The 25,162-nt window shown below is 74.7% G+C and carries 19 protein-coding genes; 12 read left to right on the top strand and 7 right to left on the bottom strand.

Features of this window, described 5'->3' with window-relative positions; translation table 11 throughout:
• Positions 1–40: 40 nt before the first annotated feature.
• Positions 41–1,090, bottom strand: coding sequence for an iron-siderophore ABC transporter substrate-binding protein (locus STBA_RS02725; protein ID WP_077057692.1), 1,050 nt, complete (start codon positions 1,088–1,090; stop codon positions 41–43).
• Positions 1,091–1,274: 184 nt separating this feature from the next.
• Here STBA_RS02725 and STBA_RS02730 point away from each other — a divergent pair, with 184 nt between their 5' ends.
• The 11 genes from STBA_RS02730 to STBA_RS02780 all read left to right on the top strand — a co-directional run bounded on the left by STBA_RS02730 (position 1,275) and on the right by STBA_RS02780 (position 18,635).
• Entirely contained in the window at positions 1,275–2,360 is a 1,086-nt protein-coding gene (locus tag STBA_RS02730) for a Gfo/Idh/MocA family oxidoreductase (protein ID WP_077057693.1), read from the top strand.
• 235 nt (positions 2,361–2,595) lie between these two features.
• The gene (locus STBA_RS02735) at positions 2,596–4,356 is read left to right on the top strand and encodes a BTAD domain-containing putative transcriptional regulator (RefSeq protein WP_077063060.1); all 1,761 of its coding nucleotides are present in this window, start codon (positions 2,596–2,598) and stop codon (positions 4,354–4,356) included.
• 5 nt (positions 4,357–4,361) lie between these two features.
• On the top strand, positions 4,362–6,521 hold the full coding sequence (locus STBA_RS02740; RefSeq protein WP_077057694.1) for a TOMM precursor leader peptide-binding protein: 2,160 nt from the start codon (positions 4,362–4,364) through the stop codon (positions 6,519–6,521).
• On the top strand, positions 6,508–8,433 hold the full coding sequence (locus STBA_RS02745) for a TOMM precursor leader peptide-binding protein (RefSeq protein WP_077057695.1): 1,926 nt from the start codon (positions 6,508–6,510) through the stop codon (positions 8,431–8,433). Before STBA_RS02740 ends, STBA_RS02745 begins: the two co-directional genes overlap by 14 nt.
• A 26-nt stretch (positions 8,434–8,459) precedes the next feature.
• Positions 8,460–10,064, top strand: a complete 1,605-nt coding sequence (locus STBA_RS02750) for a nitroreductase family protein (protein ID WP_077057696.1) — start codon at positions 8,460–8,462, stop codon at positions 10,062–10,064.
• 21 nt (positions 10,065–10,085) lie between these two features.
• Entirely contained in the window at positions 10,086–12,842 is a 2,757-nt protein-coding gene (locus tag STBA_RS02755) for a lantibiotic dehydratase (protein WP_077057697.1), read from the top strand.
• The gene (locus STBA_RS02760; protein ID WP_077057698.1) at positions 12,839–13,885 is read left to right on the top strand and encodes a lantibiotic dehydratase C-terminal domain-containing protein; all 1,047 of its coding nucleotides are present in this window, start codon (positions 12,839–12,841) and stop codon (positions 13,883–13,885) included. Before STBA_RS02755 ends, STBA_RS02760 begins: the two co-directional genes overlap by 4 nt.
• Entirely contained in the window at positions 13,882–14,997 is a 1,116-nt protein-coding gene (locus STBA_RS02765; RefSeq protein WP_253194496.1) for a peptidase M50, read from the top strand. Before STBA_RS02760 ends, STBA_RS02765 begins: the two co-directional genes overlap by 4 nt.
• Before the next feature lie 23 nt (positions 14,998–15,020).
• Complete coding sequence (locus STBA_RS02770; RefSeq protein WP_077057700.1) at positions 15,021–15,944, top strand: ABC transporter ATP-binding protein; 924 nt, start codon at positions 15,021–15,023, stop codon at positions 15,942–15,944.
• 31 nt (positions 15,945–15,975) lie between these two features.
• Positions 15,976–16,731, top strand: coding sequence for an ABC transporter permease (locus STBA_RS02775; RefSeq protein ID WP_077057701.1), 756 nt, complete (start codon positions 15,976–15,978; stop codon positions 16,729–16,731).
• Positions 16,728–18,635 (top strand): TOMM precursor leader peptide-binding protein, encoded by a 1,908-nt coding sequence (locus STBA_RS02780; protein ID WP_077057702.1) that lies wholly within the window; start codon positions 16,728–16,730, stop codon positions 18,633–18,635. Before STBA_RS02775 ends, STBA_RS02780 begins: the two co-directional genes overlap by 4 nt.
• A gap of 99 nt (positions 18,636–18,734) precedes the next feature.
• Here the strand turns inward: STBA_RS02780 and STBA_RS02785 are convergent, their stop codons facing one another.
• Positions 18,735–18,911, bottom strand: coding sequence for a thiazolylpeptide-type bacteriocin (locus STBA_RS02785; protein WP_077057703.1), 177 nt, complete (start codon positions 18,909–18,911; stop codon positions 18,735–18,737).
• A 199-nt stretch (positions 18,912–19,110) separates the two neighbouring features.
• Here STBA_RS02785 and STBA_RS02790 point away from each other — a divergent pair, with 199 nt between their 5' ends.
• Complete coding sequence (locus STBA_RS02790) at positions 19,111–20,409, top strand: amidohydrolase (RefSeq protein ID WP_077057704.1); 1,299 nt, start codon at positions 19,111–19,113, stop codon at positions 20,407–20,409.
• On the opposite strand, the gene STBA_RS02795 is transcribed toward STBA_RS02790, so the two are convergent.
• From STBA_RS02795 to STBA_RS02815, 5 genes are all read right to left on the bottom strand, one after another.
• Positions 20,370–21,383, bottom strand: a complete 1,014-nt coding sequence (locus tag STBA_RS02795) for a helix-turn-helix transcriptional regulator (protein WP_077057705.1) — start codon at positions 21,381–21,383, stop codon at positions 20,370–20,372. The two genes, STBA_RS02790 and STBA_RS02795, sit on opposite strands and share 40 nt — an antisense overlap.
• A 395-nt stretch (positions 21,384–21,778) precedes the next feature.
• Positions 21,779–22,450, bottom strand: coding sequence for an AIM24 family protein (locus STBA_RS02800; protein ID WP_077057706.1), 672 nt, complete (start codon positions 22,448–22,450; stop codon positions 21,779–21,781).
• Between the two features lie 232 nt (positions 22,451–22,682).
• Positions 22,683–23,015, bottom strand: a complete 333-nt coding sequence (locus tag STBA_RS02805; protein WP_077057707.1) for an Lsr2 family protein — start codon at positions 23,013–23,015, stop codon at positions 22,683–22,685.
• Positions 23,016–23,240: 225 nt separating this feature from the next.
• Positions 23,241–24,320: a Gfo/Idh/MocA family oxidoreductase gene (locus STBA_RS02810; RefSeq protein WP_216356059.1), complete on the bottom strand. Its 1,080-nt coding sequence runs from the start codon at positions 24,318–24,320 to the stop codon at positions 23,241–23,243.
• Positions 24,317–25,078 carry a ThuA domain-containing protein gene (locus STBA_RS02815; RefSeq protein ID WP_077057708.1) on the bottom strand — a complete coding sequence of 254 codons (762 nt, stop codon included), beginning with the start codon at positions 25,076–25,078 and terminating at the stop codon, positions 24,317–24,319. The genes STBA_RS02810 and STBA_RS02815 overlap by 4 nt, the downstream gene beginning before the upstream one ends.
• Positions 25,079–25,162: the final 84 nt, after the last annotated feature.

A 25,162-nucleotide genomic window follows, 5' to 3' on the forward strand; every position in this document is an offset into this window, starting at 1 on the left:
CGTTCTGTGGTGGCCATGGAACCCGGCGGGTCTTCGGGGATCAGCCGTCGAGGGCGGTGAGCGCCTCGTCGATCTGCGGCAGGTAGCGGTCGATCACCCAGGGCACGGTCAGCGGATTGATGATGGAGGAGGCGGTGACGAAGGAGTTGTCGTCGCTGGCGACGACGGAGCCGCGCTCGATGGCGGGGATCGCGCCGTACAGCGGCTGGTCCTCGATCTCCGCGCGGGTCTCCTCGTCGGTGTAGAAGGTGAAGACCAGGTCGCTCTCGGCGAGCTGGTCCGCGTTCTCCAGGCCGATGAGCGCGGAGTCGGTGCCCTCGGTCTCCTCGAAGGTGTCGACGACCGGGTCGACGGTGAGGCCGAGGGAGCTGACCATCTCGACCCGCTGCTCCTCGGGGAGGAAGACGCCGAGCGTGCCGGGGCCCGAGGTGTAGATGTACGAGAAGCTGACGTCCTGGTATTCGGGGCGGGTGGCCGCGGCGTCGGCCAGCTGCTGCTCGATGCCGCCGATCAGCTCGGTGCCCTGCTCGGCCTTGCCCAGGGCGGTGGCGATCAGCTCGATCTGCTCGTCCCAGTTGGTGCTCCAGGCCAGATCGGGATAGGCCACGGTGGGCGCGATGTCGGACAGGATGTCGAACTGGTCCTGGGTGATACCGGACCAGGGCGCGAGGATCACGTCCGGTTCGAGTTCGAGGATGGTGTCGAAGTCGATGTCCTCGCCCCCGGTGAACTGGGTGGGCAGTTCGTCGCCCGCCTCCGTCACGGCCTCGTGAATCCACGGCAGGTAGCCGGTGTCGTCGCTCCCCCACTCGTAGCTCTCGATGCCGACCGGGGTGTGGCCGAGGGCGATCGCGGTCTCGGCCGAGCCCTGCCCGAGGGTGACGACGCGCTCGGGCTGCTCGGTGATCTCTGCCTCGCCGAGCGCGCTGTCGAGGGTCACGGGGAACGCGCCGCCGCTCTCCGCCGACCCCTCGGACGAGGTGTCCTCCTCCTCGTCCCCCGAGCAACCGCTCAGGACGAGGGCCAGCGCGGTGGCGGCGGCCGAGAGGGCGAGCGCCTGACGTCGTATGCGGGTGGGGCTGGACGGCATGGATATCCCTTTATGTTTTCCGGTGACTGCGCAGCGGCGGCGCGGGGCGCGCGAGCTTAGGTTAGCCTAAGCTCACTTGGGCTGCTCTTTCAAATATCCGCCCGCGGAACGGCCGGTACGCTGCCGGTGCCGCGGGGCACGTCCCGGCCCCCCGGCCGGCGGACGAGCGCGAGGAGCGACCTGAATGAGTGCAGACCCCGTACGGTTCGGCATCGTGGGCAGCGGATGGCGCTCGGAGTTCTTCGTGCGGCTGGCCCGCGCCCTGCCCGGCCGGCTCGCGGTGACCGGCGTGGTGACGCGCTCCGCCGCACGCGGCGCCGAGGTGGAGGCCGGCTGGGGGGTGCCCGCCTTCCGCACCGTCGAGGAGCTGACCGCCGCCTCCCCCGCGCCCGAGTTCGTCATCCCCAGCGTTCCCTGGTCGCAGACCGGCCCGGTGACCGCCCGCCTCGTCGCGCTCGGCGTCCCCGTGCTCGCGGAGACGCCGCCGGCCGCCGACCTCGCCGGACTGCGCGAGGTGTGGCGGGAGACCGGCGGGTCCGGCCTGGTGCAGGTCGCCGAGCAGTACCCGCTGATGCCCGGGCACGCGGCGCGGCGCGCCGTGGCGGGTGAGGGCGTGATCGGCGAGGTGACGTCCGTTCAGCTGTCCTCGACGCATCTGTACCACGCCGTGTCCCTGATACGGCACCTGCTCGGCATCGGCTTCGAGCCCGCCACGGTGACCGCGCGTTCCTTCTCCGCGCCGCTGGCCGATCCGCTGACCAAGGACGGCTGGTCCGGCGACCTGACGCCGAAGGACGCCGCGACCACCCTCGCGCTGCTGGACTTCGGCGGGCGCACCGGCCTGTACGACTTCACCGACAACCAGTGGTGGAACCCGCTGCGCGCCCGGCGCATGGTCGTCCGCGGCTCGCTGGGCGAGATCGTCGACGACACGGTGGTGCGGATGGCCGATCCGCGTACTCCCGTCGCCTCCCCGCTGGTCAGGCGGCAGACCGGCACGGACCTCAATCTGGAGGGCCGCGAGCTGCACCACATCGCGTTCGACGGACGCGTGGTGTACCGCAACGCCTATCCGGGCGCCGGGTTCTCCGAGGACGACCTGGCCGTCGTCGACCTGCTGTGCCGCACCGGGGCCTGGGTCCGCGGCGAGGGCCCCGAGCCCTACCCGCTGGCGGAGGGCTGCCAGGACCATCTGATCGGCCTGGCCATCACCGAGTCCGCGCGCACCGGGCAGCCGGTGACCACGGCCCGCGAACCCTGGGCCGGCTGACGGCGGTATGCCTGCCCCGCCCGCCCAGCACGGCGCGGCCGGGGGCGCGCGGGGTGCGTGGGGGCGCGGGCGGAACGCGGAAAGTGCCGGATCTGGCAGCAAGTTGACCCGCCGTGCTGCATCAAGCTGACGCCCGCGGCCCTCCCCGCCCCCGCGCTACGCGAGTAGCGTCGGGCCGCAGCCGGACGGACGCCGAGGGAGACCGCAGGATGACGCGGTGGAGCGGGAGGTGGGCATGCGCTTCCAACTGCTCGGGCCGCTCGGCATGAGCGACGGCTCCGACACCGTCGTCCTCCAGCCCTCCAAGCCCGCGAACCTGCTGGCGGCCCTGCTGATCCACTCCGGCACCCTCGTCTCGGCCGACTACCTGCAACGGATGGTCTGGGGCGACGAACAGCCGGCCACCGCGCGGGCCGCGCTCCAGACCTGTGTCCTGCGGCTGCGGCGCCTGTTCACCAAGCACGGGGTGCTCGACACCCCCATCGAGGCCGTGCCGGGCGGCTACCGCATCCTCGCGGACGCCCGTTCGCTGGACCTGGTGGACTTCCGCACCTCCGTCACCCAGGCCGCGGGCGCCACCGACCCCGAAGCCGAACTTGCCATGCTGCGGGTCGCGTTGTCGCTGTGGCAGGGGGCCCCGCTGACCAATGTCCGCTCGGCGGCGATCCACCGCGACGAGGTGCCGCGGCTGGTCGAGGAACGGCTGCGCGCCGTGGAGCGCGGCTGCGATCTCCAGCTCGCGCTGGGGCACTTCGGGCAGGCCCTCGTCGAACTGTGGGGCCTCACCCGCGCCCACCCCGACCACGGCCGCTTCCGCGAGCAGCTGATCGAGGCCCTGTACCGGTCCGGCCGGCAGACCGAGGCGCTGGCCGAGTACCGGCGTTACCAGCAGTATCTGGACGAGGAGCTGGGCATCGGCCCCTCGGCCGCGCTGCGGGCGCTCGAACTGGCCATGCTGCGCGGCGAATCCCTCGGCACACCCGCAGAACCTCCCGGCGCCCGCGCCGCCGCGCCCGCCGCGGCACGGCCCGAACCCGCGCCCGCGCTGCCGCCGGTGCCGTGGTTCACCGGCCGCGCGCGGGAGGTGGCGGTGCTCGCGGAGCGGCTCGGCCGCGACGCGGACCGGCAGGAGCCGGTGCGGGAGCTGATCTGCGGGGCCCCGGGCATCGGCAAGACCGCGCTGGCCCAGCATGTGGCCCACCTGCTCGGGGACCGCTTCCCCGGCGGCGCGCTGCTGACGCGCCTCACCGGCGCCGACGGCGCGCCGCGCCCCGCGGCCGAGGTCGGCGCCGAGCTGGCCGCGCGGCGTCCTGACCCGGCCGCGGGCGGGGCACTGCTGGTGCTCGACGACGCGGCGGACGCGGAGCAGGTGCGCGAGGTGCTGCCCTTCGCGGGCGGCGGTGCGGTGCTGATCACCAGCCGCAGGAAACTGGCCGGGCTCCTCGCCACGCACGGCGGCCGGGTGCACCGCCTCGAACCGTTCGCGGCGCGGGAGTCCCACGCGCTGCTCGCCTCGGTGCTCGGCGCCGAACGCCTGGCCGGGGACACGGCGGCGGCCCGCGACCTGGCGGTGCGCTGCGGGCACCACCCGCTGGCACTGATGATCGCCGCGGCGCGCCTGATGACGCGGCCGGCGCTGCCGCTCGCGGACGGGGTGCGCTGGCTGGCCGAGGACCCGCTGGCCCGGCTCGCACTGCCCGACGACCCGGGGCTCTCCGTGAGCCGGGTGCTGTCCTCGGCGCTGAAGCGTCTCGAACCGGACCTGGCCGAGGCGTTCCTGACAGCCGGGCGCCTGCCGTCGCCCGCGTTCCACGCCGCCGACTGCGCCGGGCTGCCCGGTTTCGCCGGGCCCGGCGCGGAGGCCGTGCTGGAACGGCTCGCCGACGCGGGTCTGCTGGAGGACGGGCCGCCCGGCCCGTACCGCGTGCACGAGCTGCTGCGGCTGTTCGCACGCCGCACCGGCCACGGCCGCGTCCGACCGAGAGAGAAGGTGTGACTGGGATGGCCACGGACTTCGACCGGCTGGCCGGGACCCGCCCGCGGATTCGGCGTGACGTGCTGTACACGCAGACCCGGGACGGCGTTCTCTTCCACAACGCGGACGGCGGCTTCCATCTGGCCGGGCGGACCGCCTACCGGTTCGCGTCCGTGCTGGTGCCGCGCCTGGACGGCAGCAGGCGGCTCGCGGAGCTGTGCGACGGGATCGGCGAAACACAGCGCGCCATGGTCGCCAAGCTCGTCTCCTCACTGCTGGAACGGGACTTCGCCAGGGACGCCGCGCCACCCTCCGGCGCCCCGCTGCCCACGGAGCTCGCCCGCCGCTTCGCCGAGCAGATCGCCTACGTCGACCACTACACGGACGATGCCGAGGCGCGCTTCGCCCGCTTCCGCGGCACCCGGGTCGCGGTGCTCGGGGACGGCGAGACCGCCAGCTGGTGCGTGCTCAGCCTGGTCCGCAACGGCTGCGCGGAAATCGCCGCGGAGACCGCGGCACCGGCCGCACGGCAGGAGGCGACGCGGCTGGCCGCGGAAGGCTGCCCCGTGCGGCTGACCCGGCTGCCCGCCGGCGCCGACCCGGGCCCCGAGCACGACGTGGTGGTGGTCACCGGGCGGGACGCCGCCGTGCGCACCCACCGGCTGCTGGCGGCGGGGCTGCCGGAGGGCAGGGTGCTGATCCCGGCCTGGACGTTCGGGGACCGCGCCGTCGTCGGCCCGCGCAGCACCGCGGGAAGCACCGGCTGCTGGTCGTGCGCGCTGCTGCGGCTCGGCGGCAATGTCGACGCGGCCGCGGCGGCGGAGCTGTGGAGCCAGGTGGCGGGCGGGGCGGTGCCGGTGCAGGGCCCGCCCGGCGGGCTGCTCGCCGGGCCGGTGGCGGCCATGATCGGCAACCTGCTGGGCTACGAGATCTTCCGCGCCGCCACCGGGGCACTGCCGCCGGAGACGGCGGGCCAGGCCCTGATCCAGGACCTGGACTCACTGGACGTGGTGGCCGAGCCGGTGCACCCGCACCCGCGGTGCCGGCTGTGCGGGCAGGACGCCGGTGAGCCCGCGGCCGCCCTGCCGGACGAGCTGGCCGTCACGCCCGCCACGACGCCGGAGTCGGCCCGCGCGGCCGAGGAGCTGGTGGCGGACCTGAACCGGATCAGCACGGCCCTGGTCCGCCCGCACACCGGCGTGTTCACCGCCTACGACGACGAGACGCTGCCGCAGACGCCGCTGAAGGTGACGCGGGTGCGGCTGACGCCCTCGCCGTCGGGCCCGCGGCGGATCGCCGCCTTCGACGTGCACCACCTGGCCGGCGCCCGCCTGCGCGGACTGCGGGCCGCCGCCGCGGTCCACGCCGAGCACGCCGCCCCGGCCGCGACGCTGCCCGGCGGCGCGGGCGGCCTGCCCGTCCTGCTGCCCGACGCGCTGACGGTGGGCGCCGGAACGGGCGTGGACGCGGCCGGGATCGCGGCCTGGTCGGCGGTCACCTCGCTGCTGACCAAGGAGCGTTTCGCGGTGCCCGCCGCCGCGCTGCGGCCCTTCGGCCCGCACAACGCGGACCGGGTGGTGCTGGCCGGGTCCTGGGGCACCGGCGCCGGGCCCACGCCTGGCGAGGCGGCCGGGCACGCGCTGCTCTCCGCGCTGGCGCACGACGCGCTGCTGCGGGCCGTGCGCGGCACGACGGCGGTGGCGCCCGTGGCCGCGGGCGAGGGGCCCGAGCCGGTCTTCCTGCTGAAGTCCGCCGGAACGCTCGGCACTTCCGTCGAACTGCTCGACCTGGGCGAGGGCGAACGCTCCGGCGCCCACGTGGTGCTGGCCCGCGAAACCGCGGGCGGCGCCGCGGCCCGCTGGGCCGTCGGCCGCGCACTCGACGCGGAGTCCGCCGCGGTGGCCGCGCTGCGCGACCTGCTCGGCGCGGTCCAGCTGGCCGCCGAGGAGGGCGGGACGCCGGACACCGGCGACCCGCTGCTGCCCGAGCTGGCCGCGGAGGCGATCGCGGTGGGCGCGGAGCCCTCGCGGCCGCCCCTGGTGACGTTCCCCGCCGTGCTGAGGCGGCTGCGTGCGGCCGGGCGGGACGTGCTGTACCTGGCGGACACGCCCGCCGACCTGCGGTCGGCCGGGCTGCACACCGCGCGGGTCCTGCTCACCACGGGCGCGGCCGATGCGGAACGCTGACGCGGGCCCGGTGGCGGCGGACTGCCGCCGCCTGGCCGACCTGATCGAGGGCACGCTCGCCGGCTGGCCGTCCGCACCCGCAACCGCGGATGTCGCCGCGCTGGGCACGGACGACGCCTTCGCCGCGGCTTCCGCGGCGCGCGGCGGGACGGCGGGCGCGGTCCCGGTCCGCATCTACGGGCGGCACGCCGTCGTCGGGCCGCTGCCGGCGGCCGGGGGCGCGCCGAGCCGGCCGTGCCCGCAGTGCCTGGAGCGCCGCTGGCAGGCGGTGCGCTCCGCGGCGCTTCGCGATGCGCTCGAACGGGGTTCTGGCACCGCGGCCTCGGGCCGGAACCCGTACGTCACGCCGTTCGCCGCCGACACCGTCGCCGCGGTGGCCGCCGCCGCGCGGCGGGCGGAGCCCGCGGTGCACCTGGTGGACCTGGCCGCGCTGACCGTGCGCCGCTACCCGCTGCTGCCCGACCCCGAATGCCCGCGCTGCGGCCGGTCGCAACCCGGGCCCCGGCGGCCGGAGCCGCCGGTTCTCGGCCCGGCGCCCAAGCACCGGCCCGGCACGTTCCGGGTGCGCGCCCTGCCGGACCTCGACCTGCCGACCGACGCCTATGCCAACCCGGTGTGCGGGGCGCTCGGCCCGTCCGTGGTCTACGACGTGTCCTCCACCTCGACCTCGGCCACCATCGGCTGCTTCTCGCTGCGCTCGGGCGACTACCTGCGCGAGACGTTCTGGGGCGGGCACACCGACTCCTTCGGCGACAGCGTCCGGGTGGGCATCCTGGAGGGCCTCGAACGTCACGCCGGGATGCGGCCGCGCGCCCGCACCGGGGCGGTGCGCGGCAGCCTCACGGGGCTCAGGGCCGCGGGCCACGAGGTCCTCGACCCGCGCACGTGCGGCCTGTACGCGGACGCCTTCCACCGCGCGCATCCGCACGTGGCACCGTTCCACGAGGACCGGGACATCCCGTGGGTGTGGGGGCACGCCCTGGGCGCGGGCCGTCCCGTGCTGGTGCCGCAGGTGCTGACGTACTACCACGCGACGGGCCTGGCGGAGCGGTTCGTGCAGGAGAGCTCCAACGGCTGCGCCTCCGGCGGCTGCCTCGCGGAGGCAGCGTACTTCGGGCTGATGGAGGTCGTCGAGCGGGACGCGTTCCTGCTCGCCTGGTACGGGCGGGTGCCGCTGCCCGAGATCGCCCCGGACACCAGCGACCGCCCCGAGACGCGGCAGATGGTGGACCGGCTGGCAATGTACGGCTACCGGGCGCGGTTCTTCGACAGCCGCATCACGTTCCCCGTGCCGGTCGTCACCGGGGTCGCGGTCCGCGAGGACGGGGGCCTGGGCCGGATGTGCTTCGGTGCGGGCGCGAGCCTGGACCCGGAGGCGGCGCTGGCGTCCGCGCTGTGCGAGATCGCCACCGACGCCGTCAACCTCCCGGAGCGCACCGCGCGCGAGGAGCCGCGGCTGCGCGCCATGGCCGCCGATTTCTCGCGGGTGACGGCGCTGCACGACCACCCGCTGGTGTACGGCATTCCCGAAATGGGCGAGCACGCCGCGTTCCTGCTCGGCGCGCCTGGCGATCCGCCGCCGCGGCGCCGCGCGCTGCACGACACGTTCCGCGCGGGCTCGTTGCTGCCGGTGTCGGACGACGTGGGCCAGGATCTGGCGGCGTGCGTGGCGGCGGTGAACGCGGCGGGCTTCGAGGTGATCGTCGTGGACCAGACGACGCCGGAACAGCGGGACCTGGGCCTGGTGACGGCCGGTGTGATCGTTCCCGGGCTGCTGCCGATCGACTTCGGCTGGGCGCGGCAGCGGGCGCTCGGCATGCCGCGGCTGCGGACCGCGCTGCGTGAGGCGGGCCGTGCCGAACGCGACCTGGACCCGGCCGACTTCAACCCGGCCCCGCACCCCTTCCCGTGACCGCGGCGAACGAAAAGGAGCAGCCCATGGGGTACGCGCGCTACGCCCACGCATACGCCGACGCGATCCTGCATCGCGGCCGGACCCCGATGGAGCCGGTGGACTTCGTGCCGGACTGGGCCGACGGGCCGCGCAAGACCAAGCACTACCCGGGAACGGAGCTGCTGCCGCTGCCCGAGCCCGCGCCCTATCCGGCGGCGGCCACCGTGGACCTGGCCCTGTCGGGGCAGGCAACCGGCGGCGGACCGGTGTTCGACCGGGCGCTGCTCTCGGGAATGCTGCGGGACTCCTGCGGGCTGACGGGCCGCCGCCTCGGCGTGCAGGCCAACACCGACCTGGACGCGCTGCCGCACTATCCGCTGGCGAACTGGTCGCGCGGCACCGCGTCCGGCGGCGGCCTTTACCCGGTGTCCGTGTACTGGGTGTCCGGGCCGAGCGACCCGGCGCCGCCCGGCGTGCACTACTACTCGGCGCGCCACCACGCGATGCGCCGCCTGCTCACCGGCGATGTGACGGCGCAGGTGCGGGCGGCACTCGGGCCGGACGCGCCGGGCCCGGAGACCGACCAGTACCTGGTGCTCGGCATCAAGTACTGGCAGAACGCGTTCAAGTACAACAGCTTCTCCTTCCACGCGGTCAGCATGGACCTGGGCGCACTGCTGGGCACCTGGCGGCTGTGGCTCGGCGCGCTCGGCGCGGCCGTCGAGCCCGCTCTGTGGTTCGACGAGGAGAGGCTGGCCGCGCTGCTCGGGGTGCGCGTCGAGGAGGAGGGCGTCTTCGCGGTGGTCCCGCTGCCGTGGACCGGCGCGCGGGCGCCCGCCCCCGCGCCGGGCGCGGGGGGTGCGGCGGTGCGCCGCCGCGACGCCGAACGCTCCCGCACCGTACTGTCGTTCGAGGCACTCGACGCGATGCAGCGGGCCACGTCCGCGGACGCGGCCCGTCGGCCAGGCCCCGGGGCGCTGGCGCCCGCCGCCGCGCCGGCCGCGCCGACGACGCCGCGGGCCGAGGCGCTGCCGGCGCCCGCGCCGCTGTCCGCCGACGTGCGGACCGCGCTGCGGCGGCGGCGCAGCAGCTTCGGCCGGTTCGCCGCCGAGCGGCCCGTGACGGCGGAACAGCTCGCGGCCTGCCTGGCCGCCGCGGCCGGGGTGCGTCTTGGCGGGGACGGCGACCGGGCCGGGGCCGGCGCGCTGGTGAAGCTGTACGCGTTCGCCGGGCACGTGCAAGGAGTGGCGCCCGGTGCGTACGAGTACCTGCCCGCGGACGGCGGCGCCCTGCGGCGGGTACAGGCCGGACCGCCCGGGCCGTTCCTCCAGGAGAACTACTTCCTGGCGAACTACAACCTGGAGCAGGCCGGTGCCGTGCTGGTGCCCACGGTCCGCACGCACGCGGTGCTCGACGCCGTCGGCGACCGCGGCTACCGCCTGGCGAACGCGCTGATCGGCGCCGTCGCGCAGGCGACCTACACGGCGTCGGCCGCGCTCGGCCTCGGCTGCGGCGTGGCGCTCGGCTTCGACAACGTCTCCTACCGGGAGGAGCTGGGCCTGACCGGGACCGACGAGGCGCCGCTGCTCATCATGATGATCGGCCACGAACGGCCCACCGCCGCCGACTTCCGCTACGAGATCGCCTGAGCGGCGGGACGAGGAGTGACCATGGACGGCACGGTGGACACCGGCGGGGACTGGCAGCTCGGCCCCCGGTTCGTGGCGCGCGTCGCCGGGCTGCCGACCGAGGCCGTGCGGCTGCTGCGCTCGCCGGAGGCGCGGCGCTGGGCGGACGAGGTGCTGACGCGGGAAGCGCGGCTCGCGGCCGAGGGCGAGCGCGTCGGGGACCTGCTGCACGGCGTCGTCGGCGGCCTGGCCGACGAGGCGGCGCGGCGCGCGCTGCTGCGGCTGCGCCGCGAGGTGTTCAACAACCGGCTGCCCGCCGACCGGGACGCCGCCCTCGGCCTGGTGGCACGGCTGGACCCGGCGGCCGGCGACGCGTTCGGCCGCTGGCTGTCGGACCGCCTCGCGCTCGCCGAACGGGAGGCGGCCGGTGCGGACCTGCTGGCGGCCGAGACCGCGCGCACCCGCGCGGAGCTGCGCCGCCTGGCCGCCGGGCCACGGCTGCGGGACGGGCTGCTGCTCGCGTCGCCCGCACTGGACGCGCAGCTCGACGGCTGGCTCGCCGCCCCCACGGAGGGCACGGACAAGCGGAGCCGGAAGATCGAACGGTCGCTGCTGGCCTACCTGTACCGCACGGCGTGCAAGACCAGCCCGTTCAGCTCCTTCACGGCCGTGGCGCTCGGCGCCTTCTCCGAGGCACAGGACGCGGGCGGCGCGCTCGCCACCGCGGGCCCCTGGACGAGTCACCCGCGGCTGAACGTGGCGGCGCTCGGCAGGATCGCGCAGGCCGTCGTGGCCGACCCGGCGCGCCGCGCCGACCTGCCGGTGACGCCCGCCTCCGGCTGGGGCCGCGACGAGGAACGGGTGCGGTACGTGCGCCGCTGGGTGACGACCGGCGACGACGACACGGCCGTCACGTTCGACACCGTCAAGGACCGGCTGTTCTTCCTGCGCCGCAGCGGCGCCCTGGAACGGATGCTGGCGTTCTTCGCCGAACGTCCTGAGCCCCGCCACGGCGAGCTGGCCCGCCTGCTGGCCGCCGACCAGCAGGTACCGGAGGCGGAGGCGGAGGCGTACCTGGCGGCGCTGCTCGACGTGGGGATGCTCCAGGTGCCGTGCCTGACGGTGGACGTGCACGACACCGACCCGCTGGACGCCTTCCGCAGCGCGCTGCGCGCGCTCGGCCGGGAGTGGGCGGACCGCACGGCCGACGCGCTGGCCGGGGCCGCCGACTGCCTCGACCGGTATCCGGGGGCCGGCCCGGAGATACGGCGCGACCTGCTCGCCGACCTGCGCGGGCACCTCGCCGGGGTACAGCGGGATCTGGGCGCGCCGCCGCGGGTGCCGCGCACGGTGCTGTACGAGGACGTCGTCGCCCCCGCGGTGACCGGCGCGGGGCCGCGGCTGCGCGCGGCGCTGTCCGCCCCGCTCCGCGGGATCGAGCCGCTGCTGCCCGCGTTCGACCTGACGCTGCCGCAGCGGCTTACGTTCAAGGGCTTCTTCCTCGCGCGCCACGGGTCAGGCGGGCGCTGTGCGGATCTGCTCGGTCTGATCAACGACTTCCACGAGGACTTCTTCGACCAGTACCTGTCGTTCACGGCGAAGCGGTCCCGGTTCGACGCCGCGGGCGATCCGGTGCCGGAGGAGAACTGGCTCGGGCTGCCGCAACTGAAGGCGCTGGACGCGGCGCGCGCCGCGTTCGTGGCCGGGATGCGGGCCAGGTGGGCGGCCTCGGGCGACAGTGACGGCGACGGTGACAGCGAGCTGGTCCTGGACGAGGCGCTGGTCGCGGAGGTGGCGGCCGAGCTCGCGCCGCTGCCCGCCGGTCCTTCCCTCTACAGCCACCACGTACAGCTCGCCGAGCCCGCCGGCGCCGGGCAGGACGGCCCGCTGGTGGTGCTCAACCGCAGCTACGGCGGCCTGTCCTTCCCGTTCAGCCGCTTCACGCACTGCCTGGACACCGGGCGGGGTCCTGGCCTCGCGGCCGGGCTGCGGGAGCGCGCCGCCCGGCTCGCCCCGCCGGGCGCGGTGTTCGCTGAGGTCACCGGCGGCCCGGTGAGCAGCAACCTGAACCTGCACCGGCGGCTGACCGACTACGAGATCGTGTGCCCCGGCGAGCGCAGCAGCGTGCCGCCCGAGTGCCGGATCAGTCTTGAGGACCTGGTCATCGAGCACGACGCGGCCGCGGACGTGCTGCGCCTGCGGTCGGTGCGGCTCGGCGTCGAGGTGGTGCCCGTCTACCTCGGCTACCTGGTGCCGCTGGCCCTGCCGGAGGTGCCCAGGACGCTGCTGCTGCTCTCCCCCACGTCCATGGCGCCGCTCGACGTGTGGGGCGGCGTCCCCGAGGGCCTGCCGCGCGGGGGCGTCACCCGGCGCCCGCGGGTGCGGTACGGGCGGCTGGTGCTGAGCCGGCGCAGCTGGAGCGCGCCGGCCACCGCGCTGCCGCCGCGCGCCCGGGGCGCGGGCGATGCGCGGTGGTTCCTCGGCTGGCACCGGTGGCGGCGGGAACAGGGACTGCCGGAACGGGTGTTCGCGACCGTCTCGGGCGGCGACGCGCGCGGCGCGACCGGCGCCAAGCCGAGTTACGTGGACTTCGACAGCCCGCTGTCGCTCACCGCGTTCGAGGCGCTGGTGCGGGAGCCGGGCGCGCGGGTCGTGCTGCGCGAGGCGCTGCCGGGCGAGGCCGGGCCGCACACCGCCGCCGACGACGGCGAGCACGTCACCGAACTGGCCGTGGAGACCGTGCGGGACCCCGGCCCGGCCGGGCCCGCGGGCCCTGAGGCAGGAGGGAACGTTCCGTGAACCGCACCGGCGAGTGGCAGGCCGTCCACATCTACTACGCCGCCAACCCGCGCCCGATGCTGCTGTCCTGCATCCGTCCGCTGATCTCGCGGCTCACCGCGGACAGGCTGCTGGCCGGGCACTTCTTCATCAACTACTGGCTGGAGGGCCCGCACGTGCGGCTCCGGCTGAAGCCTTCCGAGCCGGGGGCCGAGGGCGAGGTGCGGCACCGCGCGGAGGAGGCGATCGACACCTTCCTCGCCAGGCGGCCGGCGCTGTACGAGGTGGACTCCGGCTTCCTCAACCAGTTCTACAACCAGCTGTTCGACATCGAGTTCCCCGGTGCGGAACGCGCCGCGTACCTGGACGCGGACGGCCGGATGAACCTGCGCCCCAACAACTCCCGCAGCTGGCTCCCGTACGAGCCGGAGTACGGCAAGTACGGCGGCCCGGCGGGCGTGGCGCTGGCGGAGTGGCACTTCAGGCACTCCAGCGACCTGGTGATCGACGCGTTCCGCACGAAGAACCTGCATCTGCGCACGGTGCTGCTCGGCACCTCGGCGCAGCTGATGCTGGTGATGTCGGCGACCTTCGTGCGCGGCGACGAGGAGCTCGCCGACTACCTGGACAGCTACTACGCGTTCTGGCACCGCGCGTTCCCCGGCACCGGCTTCATCGGCAGCACGGCGTACGAGCGGAAGGCCGACGAGGTGACGGAGGACCTGGCCCGCTGGTACCGCCGCATCCGCGCGGCCGTCTCGGGCGAGGACGGCGCCCGGCTGCCCGCGTTCCTGGCGCGGTGGGCGGCGCACTGCGCCGAACTGCGGACGCGGGTACGGGAGCTGGCCGCGCGCGGCGATCTGGTGTTCCGCTCCTGGGACGGTGAACGCGAGGAGCAGGTCACCGACCCGGACGAGGCGCTTGTCCGGCTGCTCTCGCCCTACCTGCACATGACCAACAACCGGCTGCACGCCACGATTCAGGACGAGGCGTACCTCGCCCACGTGCTGGGCCGCGCCCTGCGGCTGCCGGGCGGCGCGCGCGCCGGGGAGTGGGCGCGGTGACCGCCCTGGCCGAACTGCGGCCGAGACTGCGGCCCGACGTGCTGATCAGCGAGCCGCTGCTGCACGGGCCGAAGACGGTGCACCTGGTGAAGGACCCGGTCAGCGGCCGGTCGTTCGAGGTCGGGCCGAGGGAACGGTTCCTCATGGCGCGGCTGGACGGCGACGCGACCCTGGGCGAGATCGGCGCCGCCTACGCGGGCACGTTCGGCAGGCGGCTCGCGGACGGCAACTGGCGGCAGCTTCTCGCTCTGCTCGGCAGCCGCGGGCTGCTGACCAGTGGGCCAGGCGGGCCAGGCGGCGCCGCGCCCGCGGCGCCCGAGCGGGCCGGCGGGGCGGCCCGGCGCAACGGGCCGCTGCGCGGCAGCGTGCGGCTCGTCGCGGACGCGCACGCGACCGCGGGGCGGCTGCACCGGAAGGCGGGCTTCGCACTGCGCGGGCCGTGGCCCGTGCTGCTGCTGGCACTCGTGGCCGGGATGGAGGCGGTGCTGCTGTGGCATATCGGGCCGCTGCTCGACGGCGCGGCGCGCGTGTTCGGCAATCCGGTGCTGCTGGTGGGCGTGGCGACGCTGCTGTGGTTCTCCACGGCGCTGCACGAACTGGCGCACGGGGTGGCGGCCCGGCACTACGGCGGCCGGGTCGGGGAGATCGGGCTGCGCTGGCGGCTGCCGGTGATCATGATGTATTGCACGGTGGACGACTACCCCTACCTGTCGGTGCGGCGGCACCGGATCGCGGTGGCGGGCGCGGGCGCGGTCGCCAATCTGCTGTTCCTTCTGCCGTTCTTCGCCTGGTGGCTGGCCGCGCCTGCCGGCGCCACCCGCGAGGCGCTGGCCGGGCTGCTGTTCCTCGGCAGCCTCCAGGCGCTTGCGATGCTCGTTCCCCTGCCGCCGCTGGACGGTTACACCATCGTCAGCCAGGCGTTCGGCGCGACCAGGCTGGCCGAGTCGAGCCGCCGCTACCTCGCGCTGGCGCTGCGCAGGTCGCCCGAGGCGGCGCGGTACCCACGGCGGGCGCGGCTCGCCTACACCGCCTACGGGGCGTGCGCCGTGCTGGTCTGCTGCCTGCTGCTGGCGGCGCTCGTCCTGCTGGTCCACGCGCTGCTGACCCGTTGAGAACACGTCGGAAGGAGAGTCCCGTGTCCCGCACAACCGGCCCGGGCGACCCGGCGGCCCCCGCGGTCGTCCTGAACGAGGTGCGCAAGCACTACCGGGAGACGCGTGCGGTGGACGGCGTCTCGTTCACCGTCGCCCGAGGCGAGTTCTTCGGCCTGATCGGCCCCAACGGCGCGGGCAAGACGACCCTCGTGGAGATCATGGAAGGGCTGCGGCAGGCGGACGCGGGCACCGTGTCGGTGCTGGGCGCGAGCCCCTGGCCGCGGAACCGGGCGCTGCTCCCGCGGCTCGGAGTGCAGACCCAGACCTCGGCGTTCTTCGTGCGGCTCACGGCCCGCGAGCATCTGGCGACCGTCGCGGCGCTCTACGGCGCGGAACCTGCGGCGGTGCCGCGGACCCTCGCGCTGGTCGGCCTCGGCGAACAGGCCGACGTGCGGGGCGAGGACCTGTCCGGCGGCCAGCGGCAGCGGCTCGCCATCGCCTCCGCCCTGGTGCACGATCCGGAGCTGCTGTTCCTCGACGAGCCGACCGCCGCCCTCGACCCGCAGGCGCGCCGCTCGCTGTGGCAGGTGCTGCGGGAGCTGAAGGGCGCGGGCCGCACCATCGTCTACACCACGCACCACCTGGACGAGGCGGAGGCCCTGTGCGACCGGGTCGCCATCATGACCCGCGGGCGCGTCACGGCGCTGGACTCGCCGAACCGGCTGATCGCGCGCAGCAGCAGCACGACGCGCCTGGTGGTGCCCGCGGAACGCCTGTCGCTGGCCGAGGCGGGCGAACTGCCCGGCGTGATCAGCGCGGTGCTCGACGGCGACGCGGTGGTCCTGGAGACCGGCGACGCGGGCCCGCTGCTCGCGGCCGTGGAGAAGGTCGCGGGCCTCGCGGGCGTGCAGACGCGCACCGCGACCCTGGAGGACGTCTACCTGCACCTCACCGAGCAGCCATGACAGCCGGGCGAGACGGAACGGAGCACACGCCATGAGCGCCTACACCGCGCTGCGGGGAGCCGGTTACCTGGCCTACACCAGGGACCGGACGACCCTCTTCTTCACGTTCGCGTTCCCACTGCTGTTCCTGGTGGTCTTCGGGCTGATCTTCAGCGGGCAGGATGTCGAGGAGAGCGGCCGGCCGTACATCAGCTACATCGCGCCCGGCGTGCTGTCCTGGGGAGTGGCGAACGCCGCGGTGTTCGGCGTGGCCTTCATGCTGATGCAGTGGCGGCGCGACGACATCCTGCGCCTGATCCGCATGACGCCCGCGCCGCTTCTCGCGGTGCTCGGCTCCCGGTTCACGCTGGCGCTCGGCGTCGGCGCGGTGCAGGCGGTGCTGTTCGTGGCGGTGGCGATGCTGCCGGCGTTCGGGCTGCGTCTTGACGGCGGCTGGCCGCTGGCGGTGCCGCTGCTGGTGCTCGGCATCACCGCGTTCCTCGCGCTCGGGGCGGTCGTCGGCTCGTTCACCACCACGCCCGAGGCGGTGGCCGCGGTCGCCAACTGCCTGATGGTGCCGATGGCCTTCCTGTCCGGGTCGTTCTACCCGCTGGACGCGATGCCCGGCTGGATGCAGACGCTGTCGTGGGTCCTGCCGCTGCGCCACCTCAACGACGGCCTGTCCGCGGCCCTGACCGGCTCGGGCGGTACCGGCGACATGGCGCTCGCCGCGGGCGGACTCGCCGTGTTCTGCGCCGTCTTCGGCGTGCTGGCCGTGCGCAGCTTCCGCTGGAGCGACCGGACATGACGACCGCGACCCCGCCGCTCGACGCGGGATGCGCCCAGCTCCAGGCGGAGTTGCGGGCGCGCTGGGACGCCGGGGGCCGCCCGGGTCCCGAGCCGTGCGTGGTGCCGCTCGGGGCCGCGGACGCCCTGGCGCGGGACGGCGACCCGCAGGCGGCCCGCCGCCCCTCGGCCGGCCTGCACCTGACGGCGCGCGCCGTGCTCCTCGGCCCGTGGGGCGGCCGGGCCGCGCCGGCGGCCTGCGGCCGGTGCCTGGCGATGCGCTGGCAGCGGCTGCGCACCCGTTCCGAACGGGAAGCGCTGGAAGGCACGTTCGCGCCGCGGGGCGGCGCGGCCTGGCCGGTGCTCACGGCGTACGCCGTGGACGCGGTGTGGGCGGCCCACCGCGCCGTGCTCGCCCGCGCGGGGCGCACGCCCGCGGACGGGCTGCCGCGGGTGACGCGGGTGGACCTGGCGACCCTGGCGCTGGTGACGTTCCCGCTGCTGGCGGAGCCGCTGTGTCCGCACTGCGTGACACCGCGCCCGGACGACACCGGCGCGGCGCTGCCCGTGCCCGCGTCCGCGGCCAAGCCGTCGCCCGGCACCTACCGCACCAGGCCCGCCGGCGCCTACCCGCTGCCCGCGCAGGCGCTGGTCAACCCGGTGTGCGGGGTGCTGGGCGCACGCACCCACCTCAACCCGGCCTCGACGACCACCGCGCCCGTGTCCGGCAGCAATTTCGTGCGCGGCTACGCCGGGCTCAACGACGTCACCTGGAGCGGCCAGGCCGACAGTTACGCCGCCAGCCGGACGCTGGCCCACCTGGAGGGCCTGGAGCGGTACGCGGGGACCCACGCCAGGCGCGGCCTGCTGCCCGTCGTCGGCTCCTACCACGCGCTGGTGCGCCGCGAGGGTGCGGCGGCCGTGCTCGACCCGGCGACGTGCGGCTTCTACGCGCCGGAGACCTACCGGGACGACCCGATGGTCGCGCCGTTCGACCCGGACCGGGAGATCCCGTGGCTGCGGGGCTGGTCGCTGCGCGCGGGGCGCCCGGTGCTGGTGCCCGCCCGGCTCGTCCACTACAGCGCCGGGGTGCGGGCGGACAACTTCGTGTTCGAGTGCTCCAACGGCTGTGCCACCGGCGGCAGCTGGACGGAGGCGGCGCTGTTCGGCCTGCTGGAGCTGATCGAACGGGACGCGTTCCTGCTGGCCTGGTACGGCCGCCGCCCGCCGGTGCCGCTCGACCTGGGCGCGCCCGCGGACCCGCGCGTGCGCGGCATGCTGGACCGGGCCGCGCTGCTGGGCTACGACGTGCGGGCCTTCGACGTGCGCAGCGACCTGGCGGTCCCGGTGGTGACCGGCCTCGCGGTGCGCAGGGACGGCGGCCCCGGACTGCTGTCCTTCGGCGCCGCGGCGGGCCTCGATCCGGAACGGGCGGTGGCGGACGCGCTGAGCGAAGTCCTCACCTACATCCCGCACCTGCCGTGGCAGGTCGCCGAACGGCGCGCCGAACTCGACGCGATGGCCGAGGACTTCGGTCTGGTGCGGCAGTTGCAGGACCATGCGCAGCTGTACGGGCTGCCGCGCATGGCCCGCCACGCGGACGGCTTCCTGCGCGCGGGGCCCGGCCGGCCGCTCGCCGAGGTGTTCGCGGGCTGGGAGCGGCGCCGGCCGCGGACGTCCGATCTGCTGGACGATCTGCGGCTCGTCGTCGCCGAGCTGGCCGCGGCCGGCCATGACGCGATCGCCGTCGACCAGACCACCCCGGAGCAGCGGTCGTTCGGGCTGCGTACGGTGGCGACGCTGGCGCCGGGGCTGCTGCCGCTCGACTTCGGCTGGCACCGGCAGCGCGCGCTGCGGATGCCGCGGCTGCGCCGGATCGCGGGTGCCGGGGTCCGCTTCACGGCCGCGCCGCACCCGTTCCCGTGAGCGCGTCGCCCCCGGTGGCGGGTACGGCGGACAACGGCCGCAGGCCCCCGCCGGGAGGGGGAATTCACCGGTGGGGGCCGCGCCGTGCGGGGCGCCGGGTCAGGCGCTGCAGGAGGTGGTGCTCGTGGTGCTGGAACAGGTCGAGGTGGAGGAGCAGGACGTCGAGCCGGCGAGGACGACCTCGGCCTCGTCCGAGTAGTCGGAGATCTCGAAGGTCTCCGACTCCAGCTCCAGGATCTCGTCGGCCAGCGTGGACAGTTCGGACTTGTCGCTCATGGATGCTCCTTCGGTCGTCTTCCGTACGGCTGCGGGCCGTTCCGTGCCGTCGGCACTGCGTCCCATTGCACCTGAGGCCGCTGGCAGTTCGGCCGCGCAACCCCTCTCACCCCGCTGACACCCGGTGTCAGCGGAGTGTGCGCGCGCCGGCGCGGCGGCCCGGCAGGATGGGCATGACCACGGCGGAGGGAGGGCGCGGATGACCACGGCCGACGCCGTCACGGTGCCCGCCGCCGTGCTCAGGTCCGCCCTGGAGCTGTACCTCGGCCTGCACATGGCCCCGGAGCTGTCGGGCGCGGAGGAACGCACCGCGGAATGTTTCGCCGACTGGCTCGCGGCCGACGGCTACGCCGTCACGCGCGGCATCGGCGGGCACGGCGTGGCCGCGGTGCTGCGCCGCGGTCCCGGGCCGACGGTGCTGCTGCGGGCCGAGCTGGACGCGCTGCCGGTGACGGAGGAGACCGGCCTGCGGTACGCCAGCCGCGTGCCGGGCGCGATGCACGCCTGCGGTCATGATCTGCACCTCGCGGCGCTGGCCGGCGCCGCCCGCGTGCTGGCGCGCGAGTCCGCACCTGGCGCGGGCGGCACGATCGTGGTGGTGGGCCAGCCCGCGGAGGAAACCCTCGACGGGGCCAGGGCCATGCTGCGGGACGGGCTGTACGAGCGGTTCGGCACGCCGGACGCAGTGCTGGCGCAGCACACCGCGACGCTGCCCGCCGGTTCCGTGGCGCACGGCCTGGGCCCGCTGCTCGCCGGCAGCGTGGCCGTGGACGCGGTGCTGCACGGCACCGGCGGCCACGCCGGTGCCCCGCATCTGACGGTCGATCCGGTGGTGGCGGCCGCCGCCGCGGTGCTGCGCCTCCAGGGCGTGGTCTCGCGCGAGACGCCGCCCGCGGAGCAGGCCGTACTGACGGTCGGCAGGCTGCACGCGGGCGAACGCAGCAACGTGGTGCCGGACCACGCCGAACTCGGCATCAGCCTGCGGGCATTCGGGGAGGCCGCGCTGAAGCGGATGGAGGCTGCCGTGCGCCGGGTGGTGACCGCGGAGAGCGAGGCGTCCGGCTGCCCGCGGCCCCCGCGGTTCGAGGTGGTCTCGCACGCGCCGCCGCTGGTGGCGGACGCCGCGCTGACCGAGGAGGTACGCGCGGCGCACCTGGCGGCGCTCGGGACCGGGCGGGTGACGCGCTGGGCACCGGCCGCGGCCACCGAGGACTTCGGCTGGTTCGGTCCGGCGGGGGCCGGGCTGCACGGCGGGAGCGGCATCCGCCTGGGGTACTGGATGCTCGGCACCGTGGGGGCGGCCCGTCTGCGTGCCGCCGCACAGGCTGCGGACGGCACCGGGGCCGGGGCGTCCGTGCCCGGCAACCACTCCCCCGCGTTCGCCCCCGAGGTGCGCACGGCGCTGCCCGCGGGCATCGTGGCGATGGCGAGCGCCGCCCGGCGCGTGCTCGGCGGCGGTCAGATCCAGCCGCGCTCGCGGGCGAGCAGCGCGGCCTGAGCGCGGGTCGAGGCGCCGAGGCGCCGCATGACGTCGGCGACGTACCGCCGGTAGGTCCTGACCGAGACGCCGAGATCCCTGGCGCCGGTCTCGTCCTTGCCGACCGTGCACATCAGGGTCAGCACCTGGAGTTCCACGGGGGAGAGCCCCGCCTCCTCGTCGACGGGGCGGCGCAGTTCGAGGGGGACGTCCTCGGCCTGTTCCCAGGTCTTCTCGAACAGCGCGACCACCCCGGCGAGCAGCACCTCGCCGTGTACCAGCAGGGCTTCGTGGCCCGCCTCGCCCGGGTCCTGCGGCAGCAGCGCGGCCCTGCGGTCGTAGACCACGGCGTGGGCGGGGACTTCGGCCACGACGCGTATCCTCGCGCCGTGCGCGACGAGTTCCGCCAGGCGGGCCAGCGTCGGCCGGTCGTCGAGGGCGGCGGCGGGGACGACCATGCGGCGCTTGACGCCGCGGCGCAGGGCCCGCAGGTCGAGTGCCTGGGCGTGGCGGGCGTGCCCCGCGGGGGCGGCGGCCCACGGATCGGCGGAGAGGATCTCGTCGCGGGCGAAGAACGTCAGGTCCTCCATGCGGCTGGTCACCTCGTGCAGGCCGCCGAGGTGCTCCACCGGGGGGATCGCGTCGGGCCGTGCGGCGCCGCCCGTGGCGGCCGGCGCCCGGCCGGGGCGCGTCTCCGCGCGCAGCGCGGCGACGACGTGGTGCGAGGTGGTGATGTGCTGCACCTCCTGGTACAGGTGGCGCAGGCGCAGCTGGGTCAGCCGGGCGACCGCGGTCTCGGGGTCGGCGGGCGTGAGGAGTTCGGGCGGGTCCCCGGGTCTGAGCAGTCGCAGGTGCAGCAGCCGCCCCAGGGCTTCCTGGGCCGTCTCCTGTGCGATGTCGAGGGACAGATGCAGATTGCCCGCCGCGCTATTGGGGTGGCGCAGAAAGTGCCGATAGACCATTTCTTCCGATTTGGAGACCCCGAAGACAGCCATCTCATTCACCTGCACGGCCGACCTTCCTACGCTGTGGGGACTGCGGCAGGGCACAGAGTAAGGGGAGCAGTGGCCCGCCGGTGGCTCAGAACCGATGATTTCCTGCCCCATATGGTCCCCGGATGAACACCGGACGAACGCAGAGAGCCACATTGTGTTCGCCGTGCTGCCCGTCGGGGGCAACTCCGGGCATCCCGGAACGCCCCGGACGCACGAAGCCAACTCGCGCCGGGCGCACGACGGTCTGCGCCCGGCGCACGCCACCGCGGAACGCGCCGCTCCAGTCGTGTTCCCATTCCGGGCCGGGCGGCGGGGCGGCGACGCGGGAAGCGCGCCCCCGGGGAAAGACGCGTCAGAAGGTCCTCAATTCCCTTGTCCGACGGGCCGAATGGCGCTCACTTTTCGACGGCCGGCTGCGCCTCGCTGGGTTGCACTATCACGAAACCCTCGCCTTGGAGCACGAGCTGGTACACCTCGCCCGAACCGCCCCGCAGCATCGACTTGAGGCTCTGCGAGCGGTTGATCGAGGTGTGCAACTGGCTCGACCAGCCGACGACCGCATCCGTGTCGACATGGACGGGCGCCTGCGAGGTCACGGGGATGACGATGGGGGCGCCGTCGCACGTGAGGCCGATCCTGCCGTGCCCGCTGAAGACACAGTTGAACAGGCCGCCGCCGGTCATCCCCGCGCCGCTCACCATCTTGATCTCGTAGGCGAGCGAGGGGTCGAAGCACAGGACGTTGCGGCCGTTGATCGTCAGGCTGTCCTGTTGCTCCAGGTCTATGACGAAACAACTCTGGGCATTGTGCGCGAACCACACCTCCCCCTGACCCCGCACGGCCATGAGGGAAAGCCCCTCGCCCGTGACGGCACGCTTGAGGAAGTTGCCCACGCCCTGCTGCTTCACCTCGAATTGAAGATTGCCCCGGAACGCCACCATTGCGCCCTGCCGCGCATGGCACTCGCCGTCGACGACGTACTTGATCGCCTTGTGGTGTTGCAGGCTCATGCCCGACTCGGTCGGCGGCTGGGCCTGGTATTCGGCTTTGAAAAGGTCGCTACGCACGGCGCAGATCGTACGCCGATGGGCCGCTCGGGCGGAGGGGAACCGCACAGGCGAGCGGCAATACCGGTGCGGATGCCGGTGGTTCGCCCACCTTTGTCCTGATATTGACCGTGGGCGGTTTCCGGTCAGCCGGCCCGGGAGCCACCGCATCCGGGGCACGGCGGGGCAACGGCTCCCTTCCCCTCCGTGCGGGAGGAAGGGCGCCGCGTGCGGCGGGGTGACCCGATCCGCGTCAGTGTGCCTTCTCGTACGCCTCGCGGACATTGGCCGGGACCCGTCCGCGCTCGTTCACCTCGTACCCATTCTCCTTGGCCCACTGGCGAATCCTGGCGGTGTCCACCGTTTGCGGCGCCCGCTTGGCCGCGGCGCCCGCCCGCTGCGTCCTGCCGGTCTTCCTCGCCTTGTTGACGAACGGGCCCATCGCCGAGAGGAACTGGTCGAACGAGTCCGGCGCAAGGTCGATCTCGTAGTTCACGCCATCGATGGCGAAGGTATGCGTGCTGACCTCATCCGTGTCTTCGCCGGTGAGGTCATCGGTGTAGATTGTGACAACTTTCCTAGCCATGGCCGGAGTATACGGCCAATGGAGTGGCGGTCCATATACGCCGGGGAAGGCGCGTCACATCGGGGACGCACGCGCCCGCCGTTCCCGTTGACCGCGATCCCGCCGCGGGCGGCGCCCCGTTGTGCCATGACGGGGCGCCGGGAACGGGAACAGGGGTGACTACGGCCGGAATTCACCCGGTTGCAGATATCCGGGAAATCCGCTTTCCGTTTTCTTCGCGGGGCGTTATGGCACCTCGGCAGGGATGCCCGCCTCCACGCGCGCGGCGCGCAGCACGTCCGCGACCTGCACCCGGGCCCCGGTGGCCGAGGAGGCGATGGCGGCATACACCATGGCCAGGCTCAGCAGGTTGTCGTGGCACTCCCCCATCGGCACCCGCCCGGTGCGCAGCGCGGTCACGAAATCGGTCAGCGCGCCCGCCGTTCCCTCGCCGGGGAGCGGCGGCGCCACGGGCCCGGGACCGGCCGGGCCGTGCGCGATCTCCACCTCGGGCTCCCCCTCGCCGTCCCAGATGGCGCTGCCGCGGGAGCCGCCGAGCCGCCACCGGCTGTTCCACGAGGTCTCCAGGCCGTCGGCGCACCAGCTTCCGGTGTAGACGAAGCGGACGCCCCCGGCCATTTCGAAGACGGCGGTGGCCGAGGCGTCGCCGCGGTACCAGCTCCACGGCGGGTTGTACTCGTCGCAGTAGACGGCGACGGGATCGCGGTCGAGGACGAAGCGTGCGGCGTCGAAATTGTGCACCGCCATGTCGAGGATCAGCGGGTGATCCATGGCGTCCCGGAAGCCGCCGAACCGCGGCGCCCTGAAGAACTCCTGGGTGAGGAGCCCGAGTTCGCCCAGCCGGGCGGCCTGGGCCTTCAGGGCCCACAGCCTGCGGTCGTACCTGCGGTTCTGGCTGACCATGAACAGCAGCCCGCTGTCCTCGGCCGCCTTCACCGATACGGTGGCCTGCGCCAGGTCGGCGGCGAGCGGCTTCTCGCCGAGCACGGGCAGGCCGAGGTCCAGGGCCTCGAGGGTGACGGGCAGGTGGGCCGCGGGGACGGTGACGTCGATGACGGCCTGGGCACCGCCGCGCGCGGCGACCTCGCCGAGCGAGGTACCCACCGGCACCTCCTCCGTGCCCGGCTGCTCGGCGAGCGCCCCGCGGGCCGCCGCCGGGTCGAGGTCCACCACCCCGGCGAGGGCCACCCGGGCGTCGGCCGCGATGGTGCGCAGCCAGGCCCGGCCCATACCGCCGGCGCCGACCAGCAGCACGCGCAGCGGCTCGTCGCCCGGCACGGTGGCGAACGGGGGCGGCGCGGTCACCGGTCCCGCTCCTCGTACCAGCCGGTGGCACGCCGGTGCAGCTCGGGCGCCCGGCGCGGAACGCCCCGCTGCTCGACCCAGCGGACGCCGTTGGCCACGACGCGGCGCACGTCCGGGTGGTGGTAGACGGGGTACTCCTGGTCGCCGGGACTGAAGTAGAAGATCCGGCCGCGCCCGCGGCGGAAGGTGCATCCGGAGCGGAAGACCTCGCCGCCGCTGAAGGAGCTGATGAACACCAGCTCGTCGGGGGCGGGTATGTCGAAGAACTCGCCGTACATCTCCTGTTCGGGGATGATCAACGGGCTGGGTATGCCCTCGGCTATGGGGTGCGTGGGGTCGACGGTCCACACCAGTTCCCTGTCGTGCCCGCCGCGCCAGTCCAGGGCACAGGTGGTGCCCATCAGGGCCTTGAAGATCTTCGAGAAGTGCCCCGAGTGCAGCACCACCAGGCCCATACCGCCCAGCACATGCCGCTGCACGCGTTCGACCACGGCGTCGTCCACCCGGTCGTGCGCCGCGTGCCCCCACCAGGTCAGCACGTCGGTCGCGGCGAGCACCTCCTCGGTCAGACCGTGCTCCGGATCGGCGAGCGTGGCGGTGCGGACGGTGGCGTCCGGCACGTGCTCGGCCACCGCCGCGGCGATCTCGCCGTGGATGCCGTCGGGGTAGCGCGCGCGAACGCCGGGCTCCGTGGTTTCGTGAACGTTCTCGTTCCACACGGTCACCCGCAGGGCACGCGATGTCGTCGAGCCGGTCATGGTGGTTCCTACCTCCGTGTTGTGGTCCCGCGGGACCCTACCCGCCGGGCCGGCCGGCGAACGCGGCACGCGGTGTGGCGAGCG

The organism is Streptomyces sp. MP131-18 (genome assembly GCF_001984575.1).
GTDB lineage: Bacteria > Actinomycetota > Actinomycetes > Streptomycetales > Streptomycetaceae > Streptomyces > Streptomyces johnsoniae.

Bases quoted from the DNA above. Each gene is read 5' to 3' on its own strand.
- STBA_RS02725 (WP_077057692.1), bottom strand. From the start codon at position 1,090: ATGCCGTCCAGCCCCACCCGCATACGACGTCAGGCGCTCGCCCTCTCG.
- STBA_RS02730 (WP_077057693.1), top strand. From the start codon at position 1,275: ATGAGTGCAGACCCCGTACGGTTCGGCATCGTGGGCAGCGGATGGCGC.
- STBA_RS02735 (WP_077063060.1), top strand. From the start codon at position 2,596: ATGCGCTTCCAACTGCTCGGGCCGCTCGGCATGAGCGACGGCTCCGAC.
- STBA_RS02740 (WP_077057694.1), top strand. From the start codon at position 4,362: ATGGCCACGGACTTCGACCGGCTGGCCGGGACCCGCCCGCGGATTCGG.
- STBA_RS02745 (WP_077057695.1), top strand. From the start codon at position 6,508: ATGCGGAACGCTGACGCGGGCCCGGTGGCGGCGGACTGCCGCCGCCTG.
- STBA_RS02750 (WP_077057696.1), top strand. From the start codon at position 8,460: ATGGGGTACGCGCGCTACGCCCACGCATACGCCGACGCGATCCTGCAT.
- STBA_RS02755 (WP_077057697.1), top strand. From the start codon at position 10,086: ATGGACGGCACGGTGGACACCGGCGGGGACTGGCAGCTCGGCCCCCGG.
- STBA_RS02775 (WP_077057701.1), top strand. From the start codon at position 15,976: ATGAGCGCCTACACCGCGCTGCGGGGAGCCGGTTACCTGGCCTACACC.
- STBA_RS02780 (WP_077057702.1), top strand. From the start codon at position 16,728: ATGACGACCGCGACCCCGCCGCTCGACGCGGGATGCGCCCAGCTCCAG.
- STBA_RS02785 (WP_077057703.1), bottom strand. From the start codon at position 18,911: ATGAGCGACAAGTCCGAACTGTCCACGCTGGCCGACGAGATCCTGGAG.
- STBA_RS02790 (WP_077057704.1), top strand. From the start codon at position 19,111: ATGACCACGGCCGACGCCGTCACGGTGCCCGCCGCCGTGCTCAGGTCC.
- STBA_RS02795 (WP_077057705.1), bottom strand. From the start codon at position 21,383: ATGGCTGTCTTCGGGGTCTCCAAATCGGAAGAAATGGTCTATCGGCAC.
- STBA_RS02805 (WP_077057707.1), bottom strand. From the start codon at position 23,015: ATGGCTAGGAAAGTTGTCACAATCTACACCGATGACCTCACCGGCGAA.
- STBA_RS02815 (WP_077057708.1), bottom strand. From the start codon at position 25,078: ATGACCGGCTCGACGACATCGCGTGCCCTGCGGGTGACCGTGTGGAAC.